At 71.9% G+C, this 13,418-nt stretch carries 12 protein-coding genes, 1 tRNA gene and 1 pseudogene; 7 read left to right on the top strand and 7 right to left on the bottom strand.

The genetic code is table 11. From position 1 onward, the window contains the following. Positions 1 to 27 precede the first annotated feature (27 nt). Positions 28 to 225 (top strand): helix-turn-helix domain-containing protein, encoded by a 198-nt coding sequence (locus tag ACFQ7Q_RS07745; RefSeq protein ID WP_383551065.1) that lies wholly within the window; start codon positions 28 to 30, stop codon positions 223 to 225. Beyond that, a pseudogene (locus ACFQ7Q_RS07750) lies at positions 225 to 1,357 on the top strand (tyrosine-type recombinase/integrase). Before ACFQ7Q_RS07745 ends, ACFQ7Q_RS07750 begins: the two are co-directional and overlap by 1 nt. Positions 1,358 to 1,419: 62 nt before the next feature. Here the strand turns inward: ACFQ7Q_RS07750 and ACFQ7Q_RS07755 are convergent. Further along, positions 1,420 to 1,494 (bottom strand) — tRNA-Val (locus ACFQ7Q_RS07755). 165 nt (positions 1,495 to 1,659) lie between these two features. Between ACFQ7Q_RS07755 and ACFQ7Q_RS07760 the strand changes: the two genes are divergently transcribed. The 3 genes from ACFQ7Q_RS07760 to ACFQ7Q_RS07770 all read left to right on the top strand — a co-directional run bounded on the left by ACFQ7Q_RS07760 (position 1,660) and on the right by ACFQ7Q_RS07770 (position 4,151). After that, positions 1,660 to 2,433 (top strand): DUF4097 family beta strand repeat-containing protein, encoded by a 774-nt coding sequence (locus ACFQ7Q_RS07760; RefSeq protein ID WP_383551067.1) that lies wholly within the window; start codon positions 1,660 to 1,662, stop codon positions 2,431 to 2,433. Positions 2,434 to 2,603: 170 nt separating this feature from the next. After that, entirely contained in the window at positions 2,604 to 3,920 is a 1,317-nt protein-coding gene (locus ACFQ7Q_RS07765; protein ID WP_383551189.1) for a hypothetical protein, read from the top strand. A 9-nt stretch (positions 3,921 to 3,929) separates the two neighbouring features. Next, positions 3,930 to 4,151 (top strand): zinc ribbon domain-containing protein, encoded by a 222-nt coding sequence (locus ACFQ7Q_RS07770; protein WP_383551069.1) that lies wholly within the window; start codon positions 3,930 to 3,932, stop codon positions 4,149 to 4,151. A gap of 138 nt (positions 4,152 to 4,289) precedes the next feature. Here the strand turns inward: ACFQ7Q_RS07770 and ACFQ7Q_RS07775 are convergent, their stop codons facing one another. Next, positions 4,290 to 4,928: a response regulator gene (locus ACFQ7Q_RS07775; RefSeq protein WP_383551191.1), complete on the bottom strand. Its 639-nt coding sequence runs from the start codon at positions 4,926 to 4,928 to the stop codon at positions 4,290 to 4,292. Beyond that, the gene (locus ACFQ7Q_RS07780; protein ID WP_383551071.1) at positions 4,928 to 6,082 is read right to left on the bottom strand and encodes a sensor histidine kinase; all 1,155 of its coding nucleotides are present in this window, start codon (positions 6,080 to 6,082) and stop codon (positions 4,928 to 4,930) included. The genes ACFQ7Q_RS07775 and ACFQ7Q_RS07780 overlap by 1 nt, the downstream gene beginning before the upstream one ends. Positions 6,083 to 6,230: 148 nt before the next feature. Here ACFQ7Q_RS07780 and ACFQ7Q_RS07785 point away from each other — a divergent pair, with 148 nt between their 5' ends. After that, complete coding sequence (locus ACFQ7Q_RS07785; protein WP_383551073.1) at positions 6,231 to 6,848, top strand: DedA family protein; 618 nt, start codon at positions 6,231 to 6,233, stop codon at positions 6,846 to 6,848. On the opposite strand, the gene ACFQ7Q_RS07790 is transcribed toward ACFQ7Q_RS07785, so the two are convergent. Genes ACFQ7Q_RS07790 through ACFQ7Q_RS07800 form a run of 3 tightly spaced genes read right to left on the bottom strand, consistent with a single transcriptional unit; the run spans position 6,811 to position 11,438 of the window. Next, entirely contained in the window at positions 6,811 to 7,668 is an 858-nt protein-coding gene (locus ACFQ7Q_RS07790) for an HAD family hydrolase (protein WP_383551193.1), read from the bottom strand. The two genes, ACFQ7Q_RS07785 and ACFQ7Q_RS07790, sit on opposite strands and share 38 nt — an antisense overlap. Positions 7,669 to 7,679: 11 nt before the next feature. Continuing rightward, positions 7,680 to 10,259 carry a phosphoribosyltransferase gene (locus ACFQ7Q_RS07795; RefSeq protein WP_383551075.1) on the bottom strand — a complete coding sequence of 860 codons (2,580 nt, stop codon included), beginning with the start codon at positions 10,257 to 10,259 and terminating at the stop codon, positions 7,680 to 7,682. 9 nt (positions 10,260 to 10,268) lie between these two features. Then, positions 10,269 to 11,438, bottom strand: coding sequence for an HpcH/HpaI aldolase/citrate lyase family protein (locus ACFQ7Q_RS07800; protein ID WP_383551077.1), 1,170 nt, complete (start codon positions 11,436 to 11,438; stop codon positions 10,269 to 10,271). Positions 11,439 to 11,615: 177 nt separating this feature from the next. Here ACFQ7Q_RS07800 and ACFQ7Q_RS07805 point away from each other — a divergent pair, with 177 nt between their 5' ends. Beyond that, positions 11,616 to 12,512, top strand: coding sequence for a TerD family protein (locus ACFQ7Q_RS07805; RefSeq protein WP_383551079.1), 897 nt, complete (start codon positions 11,616 to 11,618; stop codon positions 12,510 to 12,512). A 33-nt stretch (positions 12,513 to 12,545) separates the two neighbouring features. Here ACFQ7Q_RS07805 and ACFQ7Q_RS07810 read toward each other — a convergent pair whose 3' ends face one another. Continuing rightward, positions 12,546 to 13,283 (bottom strand): Tellurium resistance, encoded by a 738-nt coding sequence (locus ACFQ7Q_RS07810; protein WP_383551081.1) that lies wholly within the window; start codon positions 13,281 to 13,283, stop codon positions 12,546 to 12,548. Positions 13,284 to 13,418: the final 135 nt, after the last annotated feature.

Raw genomic sequence — 13,418 nt, forward strand, 5'->3', positions numbered from 1 at the left:
CCCCCATGAGGGCCGAGGAGGCCTGCTTTGACGACCGCGATCCCGACCAGCCACACCGCCGTGACCGTCCCCGAAGTCATGGCCGCTCTGAAGTACAGCCGCAGCAAGGTCTACGACCTGATCCGGTCCCGTGCCCTGCCCAGTTACACCGAGGGCCGCTGCCGCCGCATCCCCCTCGACGCACTCCGCACTTACATGAACAACCGCCTGGAGGACGCCGCCTGATGGCACGCAAGAGGAACCCGAACGGTGCTGGCAGCATAAGGACGGGCGTTACGAAGCCCGTGTGTACGTCCCCCAGCCCGACGGCACCCGGAAGAGGAAGACGGTGTACGGGGCCACGTGGGAGGAGTGCGACGCCAAGCGGCAGGAACTCGTCCGACGGGACCGCCAGCGCATCCCGACCCCGACCCGCTCGGCCAAGCTCTCCGAGTGGCTGCCGTACTGGCTGGAGCAGTTCGTCAAGGGCGACTGTAAGAAGACGACGTACGCCAAATACGAGACCCATGTCCGCCTCTACCTGATCCCCAACATCGGGACCAAGCGCCTGGAGAACTTGGGGGCAGCGGACGTCCGCCGGATGCTCACCGCTGTCTCGGCCAAGGCCTCCCCGGCCACGGCCAAGGAGTCGCACCGCGTCCTGCGCAGCGCGCTCAGCGCCGCCTGCCGGGAGGAGCTCATCAGCAGGAACGTGGTCAAGCTCGTACCAGCCCCGCGGGTGCAGCAGAGGGAACTGCAGCCGTGGGACCTGGAGCAGACGACGACCTTCCTGGAGGCAGCAAGGGGGGACGCGCTGTACGCGACGTTCGTCCTGGCCGTGGCCCTCGGGCTGCGCCGCGGGGAGGTGCTCGGGCTGCGCTGGTCGGACATCGATCTGGACCGTCGCACCCTCACCGTGCGGAACCAGATCCAGCGGGTGCAGAACGAGCTGTACGCGGACTCGACGAAGAACCGCCGGAGCCGCGTCATCCCTCTCCCCCTCATGTGCGTGCCTCCGCTGCGCTGGCAGCGTCTCCGGCAGACGGTGCTGCGGGACGCGGCAAAGCAGGACTGGCAGGCCAGTGACTACGTCTTCACGACGCGTACAGGCCGCACGGTCGAGCCGATGAACCTCAGCCGCTCGTTCCAGCGCATCACGGAGGCGGCCGGGCTCCCCCGGATCCGGCTGCACGACGCACGGCACGGGTGCGCGACGCTCCTGTTCGCCGCGGGCGTGCCGGCGCGGGTCGTGATGGAGATCCTGGGGCACTCGCAGATCGCCGTCACGATGAACATCTACACCCACGTCTCCGACGAGCGCCGAAGGGAGGCGATGGGGCACATGGACCGGCTGCTCCGCCGGCGCCGTCCTGAGTGAGACTGCCGTCAGCCTCTACCGTCAAAGGCCCCCGCAGCGGTGAGCTGCGGGGGCCTTTGCACTGGTGGGCGCGGACGGTTTCGAACCGCCGACATCTGCTTTGTAAGAGCAGCGCTCTACCCCTGAGCTACGCACCCGTGGAATGAGGCAACAGCGTACATGGCCCACCGGTGGGTCCCGCAAACCGGGCGGGTTCGGGGGGTAGCCCCACCATCGGACGGTGGGTCGCCGGATCGTGGCCGAGCTGGTGGCGTCCGTACCTTGTGGGGACAGTCAGCGCGTTACCTGGGGGTTTGATCGTCATGGCCGCTCGTCGCCGCATCCGTATGCTCCTCGCCTCCGGTGGGGCCGTCGTCGTCGCTCTCGGGGTCGGTGGGTGCGGGAGCGCCGATGTCGACGGCGCGCCCGTCGAGCGCAAGAGCTTCGCCTTCTCCGGGGACGCGCTCACCGTCGACTCCGACAACTCCGCCCTGGAGATCGTGCCCGCCGACATCGAGGACGTGCGGGTCAGCCGGCAGGTCGACGGGTGGGTGTTCATGGGCGACGGGCCCGACGCCACCTGGCGGCTCGAAGGCGGGCGGCTCACCCTGCGGGTGGAGTGCGACGCCCTCGCCAGCAACTGCGACTCCGTCCACCGGATCCAGGTCCCCCGCGGCGTCGCCGTGACCGTCGAGGACGACAACGGGAAGGTGACCGCCGACGGGTTCAAGACCCCGCTGAAGGTCCGGTCCGACAACGGCGCCGTCCTCGTCCGCGGGTCCTCCGGCGCGCTCGATCTGACCAGTAACAACGGAGAGGTCGTCGTCGAGGACGGCACCACCTCCGCGCAGATCGTCGCGCGGTCCGACAACGGGGCCGTACGGCTCTCCCTGAGCGCCGCACCGGGGCGCGTCGAGGCCGTCAGCAACAACGGGGAGATCGACATCGCGCTCCCCACCGGCCCGACCTCGTACGACGTCGACGGGCGCAGCGACAACGGCAGCGTCCGGATCGACGTGCCGACCCGCAAGGGCAGCCCCAACGTCGTCACCGCCCGCAGCGACAACGGGGAAGTCGTCGTCCGCAGCGCGAACTGACAGGCCCGTGTGTTCGTCCTTACCTGGTGGGACAATGAACCAGACCGGGCAGGGCGGACACAGCACGGGAGAGGGACGTGGCGGCGACTCACGCGAGGGGCGGTTCGACGAGCGCCGTGACGACGGGGGCGGAGACGGAAACCGGGGCGGACGTACGAGGCGGGGGCGGCATCGGACGGGTCGCGCTCGCGCTGCCCCTGCTCGCCCTCGCCCTTCTTCCCGCCGCCTTCGCCGGCGGCGGTACACGGCGCTGGTTCGGTGGACGCGGCGAGAGCCAGCGGGCCGAGGCGCAGGCCGCCAAGGACGCCGCGGCCGCCGCGTTCTACGAGCTGGACACCGCCCAGCGTGATCTGCGGATCTCCATCGAGACGATCACCGCCGTCGACAGCTCCCCCGGCGCCCGGCACGCCATCGACGGCTTCTCCGCCCTCGGGCAACGGATCGACGAGGTCAGCCACGCCTACATCACCGCCGTCGACGCCCACGACCTCGACCGTGACGAGCTCGACGCCGCCACCGCCAACCGCGCCCGCACCGAGCTCACCCGCGCCAAGGACGAGCTCGTACGGGTCAAGGGAGAGCTGGACCGGTTCGAGCAGGGCCTCGGGCCGCTGCTCGACAAGGCGGAGACGCAGCTCGCCCGCCTCGCCCCCGCCGTCGAGCGGGCCCGACAAGCACTCCGGAACGCGAGCACCGCTCTCGACACGGCGCGCCAGTCCGGTCTGCGAGCGGACGATCTCGCCGCGCGCCTCGCCGCCCTCGGCCCCGAACTGACCCGTCTCAACGAAGGCGCCGGCCGCCACGGCGTCCCCGAGACGCTCCAGCGCGCCGACCGCGTCCTGCGCGACGCCGAGGCCGTCCGCGCCGAGGCCGAGCGCCTGCCCGAGCGGGCCGCCGAGACCGACAAGCGCCTGGTCTCCCTCCGTACCCGCGCCGAGGCGCTCACCACCCGAGCCGGTGCGGTCGAGCCGGTCCTGTCCGAGCTCCGCCGCCGTTTCTCCGCCGCCTGCTGGCAGGACCTCCAGCACGTCCCCGAGCAGGCGAGCGACAACGTCCGCAAGGCCGAGGAGAAGCTCAAGGAGGCGGCCAAGGCCCGCGACGAACAGCGCTGGCCCGACGCCACCAGCCTGCTCTCCACCGCCCGCGCCCTGCTCAACACCACCGACGAGGCCGTCTCCGCCGCCGGCGACCGGCTCCGCCGCCTCGAGGCCGTCGCCAAGGACCCGCAGCACGACATCGACCGCACCCGCTTCGCCGTCCGCGACGCCCAGCGCCTCGCCATGGACGGGCGCAACACCCCCGACCCCCGCCACGCCCGCCCCCTCGACGACGCCGTGGGACGGCTCGACCGGGCGATCGGCACGCTGGAGGGACGACACCCCGACTACTGGCACTTCCTCATGGAACTCGAGGCCGTCCGCGCCACCGCCGCCCGCGTCGTCGAGCAGATCCGCGAGGAGCGTGGCGCCGGGCACCACTCCGGCTAGCCTGTCCGTATGCCTCGTTACGAATACCGCTGCCGGACCTGCGGCGACAGCTTCGAACTCAGCCGTCCCATGGCCGAGTCCTCCGCCCCCGCCGCCTGCCCCGCCGGGCACGACGACACCGTCAAGCTGCTCTCCGCCGTCGCCGTGGGCGGTACGGCGACGGGAGCGGCCGCACCCGCCCCCAGCGGCGGCGGAGGCGGCGGTTGCTGCGGCGGCGGCTGCTGCGGCTGAACATGCGGGAGGCGGGTGGCGCGGGGAACTGAGCGAGCGGGGGGACGGAGCGTTCCGGGAACGGTTCTGACCAGTTCCCCGAGCTGCGTCAGCTCCCCCAGGCGGCCTCAGCCCCCGGGCCCCCAGCCCCCACCCCCCTCAACTCCCCAGATACCGCAGGATCGCCAGCACCCGTCTGCTGTATCCCTCGCCCCGGCCCGTCAGCTCCAGCTTGTCGAAGATCGCGTTGATGTGTTTCTCCACCGCGCTCTGCGACACGTGCAGCTGCCCGGCGATCGCCGCGTTCGTGTGCCCCTGTGCCATCGCCGCCAGGACGTCGCCCTCCCGCGGTGTCAGCCGGGACAGGGGGTCGGTGTGGGATGTGCGGACCAGGAGGCGGCGGACGACCTCCGGGTCGAACGCCGTCCGTCCCTCGCCCACCCGCTCCAGCGCGTCCAGGAACTCGTCGACCTGCGCCACCCGGTCCTTGAGCAGGTAGCCCACCGCCCCCGACTCACCGGTCAGCAGCTCGGTGGCGTACCGCCGCTCCACGTACTGCGAGAGCACCAGCACACCGACGTCCGGCCAGTCCCGGCGGATCTCCAGGGCCGCCCGCAGCCCCTCGTCCGTGTGCGTCGGCGGCATCCGGACGTCCGCGACGACCACGTCCGGCGGGTCCGCCGCCACCGCCGTCAGCAGTTCGACCGCGTTGCCGACGGCCGCCGTCACCTCGTGGCCCTCCTCGGTCAGGAGCCGTACGAGCCCTTCCCGTAGCAGGGTCGAGTCCTCCGCCAGCATCACGCGCACGGGAGCACCGCCCGTACGACCGTCGGGCCGCCCACCGGGCTGTCCACGGCGAACCGCCCGTCCAGGGCCGCCGTCCGGCTCGCGAGCCCGCTGAGCCCGCTCCCCGACGCGTCCGCGCCGCCCGCTCCGTCGTCCGTCACCCGCACGCTCAACTCCCCTTCCGTCACGGTCACATGTACGTCGATCCGGGTCGCGCCCGCGTGCTTGACCACGTTCGTCACCGCCTCCGAGACGACGAAGTACGCCACCGTCTCCGCCGCCCTCGGCAGCGCCCCTCGCACCGTGTACGCCAGCCCCACCGGCAGCGGGCTGCGCTCGGCGACGCTCTCCAGGGCGGCGCGGAGGCCGGCCTCGTCCAGGACGGTCGGGTACACCCGCCAGGCCACCTCGCGCAGTTCGGTCAGCGCGCGCCGGCTCTCCTCGTGGGCCTGGCGCAGCAGTTCGTCGGCGCGCTCCGGGTCGCGGGCACGCAGCCGTCGGGCGCGGCCGAGCAACATGCCGAGGGCGACGAGCCGTTGCTGTACGCCGTCGTGGAGGTCGCGCTCGATACGGCGCCGCTCGTCGTGCACGACGTCCATGACCTCGGCGCGACTGGTGGCGAGTTGGGCGATCCGGGCCTCCAACGCGTGGGCCTGACTGGGCCCGAGGAGGTGGCGGGCCAGCCGGCCCTCCAGGGAGACGACGCCGAGGGATCCCTGGACGGACAGGAAGAGCAGGAAGAACCCGGCGAGGCTGCTGAAGGCGACGAGCCAGGGGTGGTCGATCTCGGTGATCAGCCAGCCGTAGAAGCCGAAGGTGCCGAGACCGACGCCGTACGCGGCGCAGCCGAGGACGACTCCGCCGAGGAGTCCGAGGGGCCAGCGCGCGGCGAGGTGGCGCAGGGCCGCACCGTCTCCTTGGGCACCGGGGAGCTTCACGCCGAGGAAGTGGTCGAGCCGGTTCCGCTCCAGCCGGCCGAGGGCGTGGGCGGCGGCGGTCAGGGTCCGCAGGACGGCGGATCGGCCGCGTGGCCAGGCGAGTACGGGCAGCAGGGCGAGTCCGCCGACGATCAGGAACAACAGCTCGACGACGGCGGTCGCGGCCCCGAGGGCGAGACCGGCCGCCACTCGGAGCCAGCGCGTGACATACCCGGCGAGAGTCCTCATGATCGGCCACGCTAACGGCAGCCACCGCCCGCCCGCACTGCGGAAAACCACACTCGCGGATTCCACGACCACAGCTGCGGAAAACCGCACCCGCGCTGTGCGGCCGGCACCAGTCCGCCGACCGCCCCCGCTTCCTACCGTCGAAGCCATGGAAACCTGGATCAACGACCTCATGGACACGCTCGGTGCTCCCGGTGCGGGAATCGCCGTCGCCCTCGAGAACCTCTTCCCGCCGATCCCGAGCGAGGTGATCCTGCCGCTCGCGGGGTTCGCCTCCGCGAGCGGGCGGATGGATCTGCTCGCCGCACTGCTGTGGACGACGGCCGGCTCGGTGATCGGCGCGCTCGCCCTGTACGGGGTGGGCGCGCTGCTGGGCAGGGAGCGGACGGTCGCGATCGCGGCGAGGCTGCCGCTGGTGAAGGTCGCGGACATCGAACGGACGGAGGCGTGGTTCGCGCGCCACGGCACCAAGGCCGTGTTCTTCGGACGCATGGTGCCGATCTTCCGCAGTCTGATCTCCGTGCCCGCGGGCATCGAACGGATGCCGCTGCCCGTCTTCCTCGTGCTCACGACGCTGGGCAGTGCGATCTGGAACACCGCCTTCGTGCTGGCCGGTTACGCGCTCGGCGACAACTGGGAGCAGGTCACCGGCTATGTGTCGGTGTACTCGAAGGCGGTGCTCGTGGCGGCCGCGGGTGCGGTCGTGTCCTTCGTGGGGCTGCGGCTGCTCAGGCCGGGTCGGGGAGTACGGCGGGGGACCCGTTGAGCTGTGTCGGCACCGATGCGTGGTGCTCGGCCACGGTCGCCCGGAACCGGCGGAGGATCTCCTCGCCCGCCGCCACGCCGCGCTCGGCGAGGACGTCGAGGTGCGGAGCGGCCCAGGCGGTGTCGGCGAGCTCTCCGTGGCCGGGCCGCCAGGCGCGGTCGGCTGCGAGCAGCAGGTCGGCGTCGAGGAGGGAGTCCCCGGCGGCCAGGGTGAGCGTGGCGCCGCAACGGCGCGCGACCTCGCGCATCGCCGCGCTCTTGGTGAGCGGCTTCGGCACGGCGTACACCTTGCGGCCCTGGAGGGAGACCGTCCAGCCGCGGTCCTCGGCCCAGTCGCCGAACCGCTTCAGCCACTCCTCCGGCAGCCGCTCGCGCTCCACGACGAGGTAGGCGAAGAGGTCCTCGGCGACCCGGTGCTTGCGCACCCAGGACAGGTCCGTGGTGGCGGTGAAGTAGGCGCGGATCTCGGCGAGCGGCGCGCACTCGTCGGCCAGTCGGCGCACCACGGCCTCGTGCCAGTCCCGGTCGCTGACGCCGTCGACGAGGATGTGCCCGCCGTTGGCGCAGATCGCGTACTTCGGTGCGGGACCGGGGAGTTGGATGCGCTGGTACTGCTTGCGGGTGCGGGTCGTCGTGGGGACGAAGACGGCTTCGGTGCCCAGCTGCTCCAGGAGCGCGGCCGCGTCCTCGGTCATGTACGACAGCGGCTTGGACTCGTGCACCTCGATGCTGAGCAGCCGGGGTGCCTGCGCGTCGGGCATGCCGAGCGCGAGGGCGGCGGAGGAGTAGATCAGCGTACGGTCGAGGTCGCTCGCGACCATCACGATGCCGGTCACTGGGAGACCACCGCCTTCCCGTCGGCGCCTGTCGCGCCTCTCGTGTACTGGGGGTGGATCAGTCCCACGCAGGTGTACGGGAGTCCGTCGACCTCTTCGACGGGCACCCCGCGCTGCTCGGCGAGCAGCCGTACGTGCGCGAGGTCGGCGCCGGCACCGCGCTGGGCGAGGATCTTCCAGGGGACGCGGCGCAGCAGGACCCGGGTGGTCTCGCCGACACCGGGCTTGACCAGGTTGACGTCGTGGATGCCGTACTCCTCGCTGATCCGCTCGACGGCGGCCCAGCCCTCCCAGGTGGGGGTGCGGTCGGCGGCGAGCAGCTCCTTGACGGCGGTGTCGACGTCATCGGCGACCTCGTCGAAGCGGGCGGCGACGGCGTCGAGGAAGTGGTTGGAGACATCGGCGCCGGCGAGCTCGCGGTAGAACTTGCCGCCGTGGAAGTCGTCGGGACCGACGAGGTCGGCACGCAGGACCGTACGCGATATCAGGCCGGAGACGGTGGAGTTGAGGCAGGCGGACGGGATGAGGAAGTCCTCGCGGGTGCCGTAGGTGCGCACGCAGGAGCCGGGGTCGGCGAGGACGGCGATCTCCGGGTCGAAGCCGGCGATCCCCTCGGCGCGCTCGAACTCCCCGATCGCCTCGGCGAGTTCGCGGGTGATGGCGCCCTTGCCGGTCCAGCCGTCGACGAACACGACGTCGGCCGGGTCGTGGTGGGCGGCGAGCCAGCGCAGCGCGTTGGCGTCGATGCCGCGGCCGCGCACGATGGAGACGGCGTAGTGGGGCAGGTCGAGGTCGTGGCGGGCCTGGGCCCAGCGGCGCATCAGGACGCCGACGGGGGTTCCGGCCCGGGCGAGGGAGACGAGGACGGGCGTGCCGGTCCTCTCCGCGAGGACGGTCTCGGTGACGGTGCCGACGGCGCGGGCGATCCGGGCGGCGGAGGTCTCCAGGGCGGCGTGGAAGAGCTCCTGGTACCGGTCGCTCGGCTGGTACTCGACCGGCAGCGACTCGGCGTAGTGGGCGCCTCCGCTCTGGATCGCCTCCTCGCGCTCCTCGGTCGGTGCCTCCAACTCGACGTCCGAGAGGTCCTGGAGCAACCAGCCGACCTCCTCGGGCGCGTACGAGGAGAAGGCGGGGCCGCGGAGGGGCTCGGGCAGCATGGAGCTCCTTTCGGGAGCTTCGGTGGCGGGAGCGGGAATCGAAGCGGGTGACGGAAGCGACGCGGAGGCCGCGATCGAAGCGGAGGACGGAAGCGACGCGGAAGCCGGTCCGCACGACGGGACGTACGAGGGGACGACGGCGAGGACCACGTGCGGGATGTGCTCCGCGAGGCGGGCCAGCAGGCCGTCGGGGGCATGCAGCTCGGGGGTGTCGGCGACGGAGTCGACGACGGCGACGACGGCGTCGAAGCCGGCGCCCGCGACGTTGTAGGCGTACCGCTCGCCGGGCCCGTCGGCGGGCGCGTCGTGGGCGGGGAAGACGAGCCGGGTGCGTATCGCGTAGCCGGGGTCGTCGACGGCGAGGACGGGCGAGCGGGTGGTGGTGGAGTACGAGACGTCGAGACCGTGCTCCTCCAGGGCGACCCCGAGCGCGAGCGGCGCGTACATCAGCTCCTCGAAGCCGAGGACGAGGACGCGACCGGGGCCCGCGGGCGGGAGCGCCTCGGCGAGCCGCGCCGTCAGCGCAGGCAGGGCGACCTCCAGGCGGGAGCGGTGCTCCGGTGTGAAGCCGTGGCGGCCGCCGTCCGGCACGCCCTGCGGCCAGTCCAGGTCGACCCGTACGGGAGAAGCCGTGTCGCGCGGCGCGGGAACGGGGGAACCGGCCTGCGGGGCGCCGTCCGCGGCCCGCACGGCAGACGGGCCGGACGCGGCCGTCTCGTACCGCGCCACGAGCTCCTGCCCCTTCTCCAGGACGCCCTCCGGCAGGCCCACCGTGCCCGCCGCGAGGGTCAGCAGGTCCACACGGGCGCCGATCTCGGCCGCGAAGCCCGTGAGCCGGTCCCGGTCGGCGGGGGTGCGCATGTCGACCAGGGCGACGATCACATACCGGTCGCGCGGGTAGCGTTCGTGCAGGTCGCGGATGGTGTTGAGGACCGTGTTGCCGGTGGAGAACTCATCGTCGACGAGGACGAGCGGGCCGTCACCGGCCAGCAGCTTCGGGTCCTCCGGGAGCAGCAGGTGCGAGGTGGCGTGCGAGTGGGACTCCTCGAAGCCGCCGGCCGGGGCGACGCCCGCCACGGGCCGCCGGGTGGAGTGCAGGTAGGGGGCGAGGCCGACGCCGTCGGCGACGCTGTGGCCGAGCCCGGTCGCCGTCTCCGCGTACCCGAGGACGACGGCCCGTGCCGCCTCCTCCTCGCCGAGCAGCTCACGTACGCGTACGCCCAGGTCGTACCCGGCGCCGTGGACCACCGAGGGGCGCTGCGGCACGTGCTTGCCGAGCACGTTGGAGACCAGCAGATGCGCGCGCTTCGGATTGCGGCGCAGTGCGAGGCCCAACAGGCCCGGGAGCTCCTCGCCGCCGATCAGTTCGACGCCCAGTCGCTCCGCGACCCACGTTCCCGACCACACCACGTCGTCCATCACCTTCCGTCAGCCGGCCAGTCCGGCGGTGAGCAGATCGACGAAGCCGACGTCCTCGTTGGCGACGCCGAAGACCTCGGCGCGCAGGAGGGTCCGTTCGGCCCACGCGCGATGCGGCTTCACCTCGTTCATCTTGTTCGTGTACGCGGAACGCATCACGCCGCCCCCGCCGCGTTCGGGCCGCAGGATGTCCTGGGCGTCGCTGTACTCCTCGTGGCTGACCACGGAGAGCGCATGCACCGGCACCACATGGGTGGGGTGGATGCAGGTCTTGCCGAGCAGTCCGTTGGCCCGGTCGAGTTCGATCTCGCGCAGCAGCCCGTCGAGGTCGTGCTCGATGAGCGCGGTGCGCAGGTCCTCCGCGCGGCCCTCCAGGAAGGGGCTGCGGCGCAGCTGGGGCTTGAACATGCGCTCGCCGAGCCGGAAGTACTCCCAGACGGGCCCGGTGATGGTGAAGCCGGTGCCGTCGGAGCGGCCGAGGACGTTGACGACGTCGGCGATGACATGGGCGACGAGCTGGACGTCGTAGGCCGTCATGTCGGGCGAGCGGCGCAGGCCGTACGCGGAGCAGAAGTCGGTGACGCCGAGGCGCAGGGCGAGGACCCGCTCCCGGTACTTGTCTACAGTCGCGGCGATCCCGGCGAGGGTCGCGGCGCGGGTCTCCAGGTGCAGGAGCTCGGGCGATTCGAGGACGGGCATGGCGAAAAGCCGCCGTCCGCTCGCCCTCTCGGCGACGGTGAGGGCTTCGAGGAAGGCCCGTCCGCGGGTCTCGGTGAACTTCGGCAGCACGAAGCCGGACAGCAGGCGGACACTGTCGCCGAGCCGTGCCGCCAGATCGGTGATCTGGTGGGGCTCACGGACCCGGATGAAGAGCAGGGGTACGTCCTGGGGGGCGTCCGCCGCCGCCAGGTCGGCGAACTGGCGGACGAGATTGGCCTCGGCCGCCTCCACATCGGCGTCGTCGATGGAGTCCTCCAGGCACAGCACCATGGAGACGACCCCGCGAGCGGCCTGTTTGCGCACGTCGTCGGCGAGCCGCGGCCGGGTGGCCGGGCTGTAGAGGGTGGCCCCCAGGGCCACGGCGAGCGTGCTCGCGGGCGAGTCGGCGGTGAACTCGGCCGGCTCCTGATGGAACAGCCCGGCCCGCGAAGCGGACGGGATGTGCCCGAAATGACGCATGTAACTCCCCCGACTGCCTCTGTGGGCCCTGACGACATGTGGCCGGTAATAGTACGTAGGTGCGGGTGTCCTTAGTTCCCTTCCAGCATGAAATCCAGGTAACTCATCCGCATCCGGCGCATCTCTCCCCGTTCGCCATGGCCCCCGCGTTGTCCAGGGGCAGACCGGGAAGGCAGGATGACGGTCATGACGCACGCGATGCTGAAGGGCTCCAACGTCCCTCTCGACACCGCGGCCGTACGGGCCGTGCTCCGCTGGACCCCTGGACCGGGGGTCCCCGACGTGGATGCCTCCGCGCTGCTCCTCGGCGCCGACGGCCGTGTGCGCTCCGACGAGGACTTCGTCTTCTACAACCAGCCGCGTCACCCCTCGGGGCTGGTTCGGCGGCTGCCGAAGAAGCGGGTGGCGGAGGGGCTGACCGACACGGTCGAGGCCGACCTCGGCGGGCTCGACCCGTCGGTCGACCAGGTGGTGATCGCGGCCTCCTCGGACGGCGACACCTTCCGCTCCGTCTCCGACCTGCGGATCCTGCTGTACGACGCGGGTGCGGCGGACGGGGAGCCGCTGGCCCTGTTCGACGTGAAGGCGGAGACGGGCGAGGAGACGGCGATCATCTGCGGCGAGCTGTACCGCCGCGGTGACGGCTGGAAGTTCCGCGCGGTGGGGCAGGGCTATCCGACCGGGCTCGTCGGGCTCGCCACCGACTTCGGGATCTCGGTGGACGAGGGCACGGACGACGGGTCGTCCGGCTCGGGAGCGGGCGAGGCTCCGGCCGCCGCGGACCAGGGGCTCGACGCGACCGTCGTCCAGCCTCCCGTGTCCGTACCGCCGCAGCCGACCGCTCCCCCGACGCCCGTGCCGGGCTACGGCTACCCGCAGCCGGCCACGCCCGCGCAGCCCTCGTACGGCTATCCGCAGCCCGCCTCCGCGGCGCAGCCCTCGTACGGCTATCCCCAGCCCGTCTCGCCCGCGCAGCCCGCCTACGGCTATCCGCAGCCCGCGGCGGCCGCCGCGCCCGCTCCGGACCCGAACTTCCGGCTGCCTCCGATGGGCCCGCAGTTCGTCCGCCCGTAAGGCCGGCCTCGGCTCTGCCCGTGACGCCACGGGTCAGGCCTTGGTCTTGTAGCCGCGCCCCCACTGCAGGCCCCACCCGTACAACCGGTCCAGTTCGGCCTGGAAGCCGTACACGAACTTCACCTCGCGGCGGACGATCAGCTCGTCCTTGACCTTCTCGACGGTGAACACCGCGCAGGAGCGGGCCTGGGGGGCGCGCTCGTCCAGTTCGATCTCGATCCGCGGCCCGTTGCTGGGGTAGAGCGTGACCTTGGCGTGCGTGCGGTCGAAGGCCGGGGTCTGGTCGTAGATGTAGACGAAGAACAGCAGCCGCTTGATCTCGTCCCGGTGGTCGAGGTTGACGAAGATCGTCTCGCCGGACGAGCCGCCGAACCGGTCGTCGCCGCTCAGGTTCACGTACGGCGGTGCGTTCAGGGCCCCGAAGAAGTTCCCGAGCGGCTGTACGACGCCCTTGCTGCCGTCCGCGAGCTCGTACATGCAGCCGAGGTCCAGGTCGACGTTGACCATGCTCTGGGTGTGCGCCTGGACGACCTCGGGCTTGAAGAGCTTCGAGGGGTGGCGGAGCAGCTGGCCGCTCTGGCGTGAGCGGCCCTCGATGTCGGAGGTGCGCATCCGCCAGGAGAGGTTGACCCGGAGGTTTCCGGTGGCGGCGCCCTGCTTGGTCAGGGAGACCGCGGGGCGCCGTTTGGTGAGGTCGATGGAGTTGCTGGACGCGCTGCCCGAGTCGAACTGTGCGGCCCTGCCCGGAAAGAGGCCGTCCCAGAAGGCCATGTGTCCCCACCCCCCACTTGATGCCATGACATACGCGGGGGGGGGGGGGGGGGGGGGGGGGGGGGGCCCCCCCCCCCCCCCCACCGAAAAGAAAAAAAAAACACAAAAGACCCACCATATAAAAAAAATGAAAGA

The organism is Streptomyces sp. NPDC056527 (assembly GCF_042794475.1).
Taxonomy (GTDB): Bacteria; Actinomycetota; Actinomycetes; order Streptomycetales; family Streptomycetaceae; genus Streptomyces.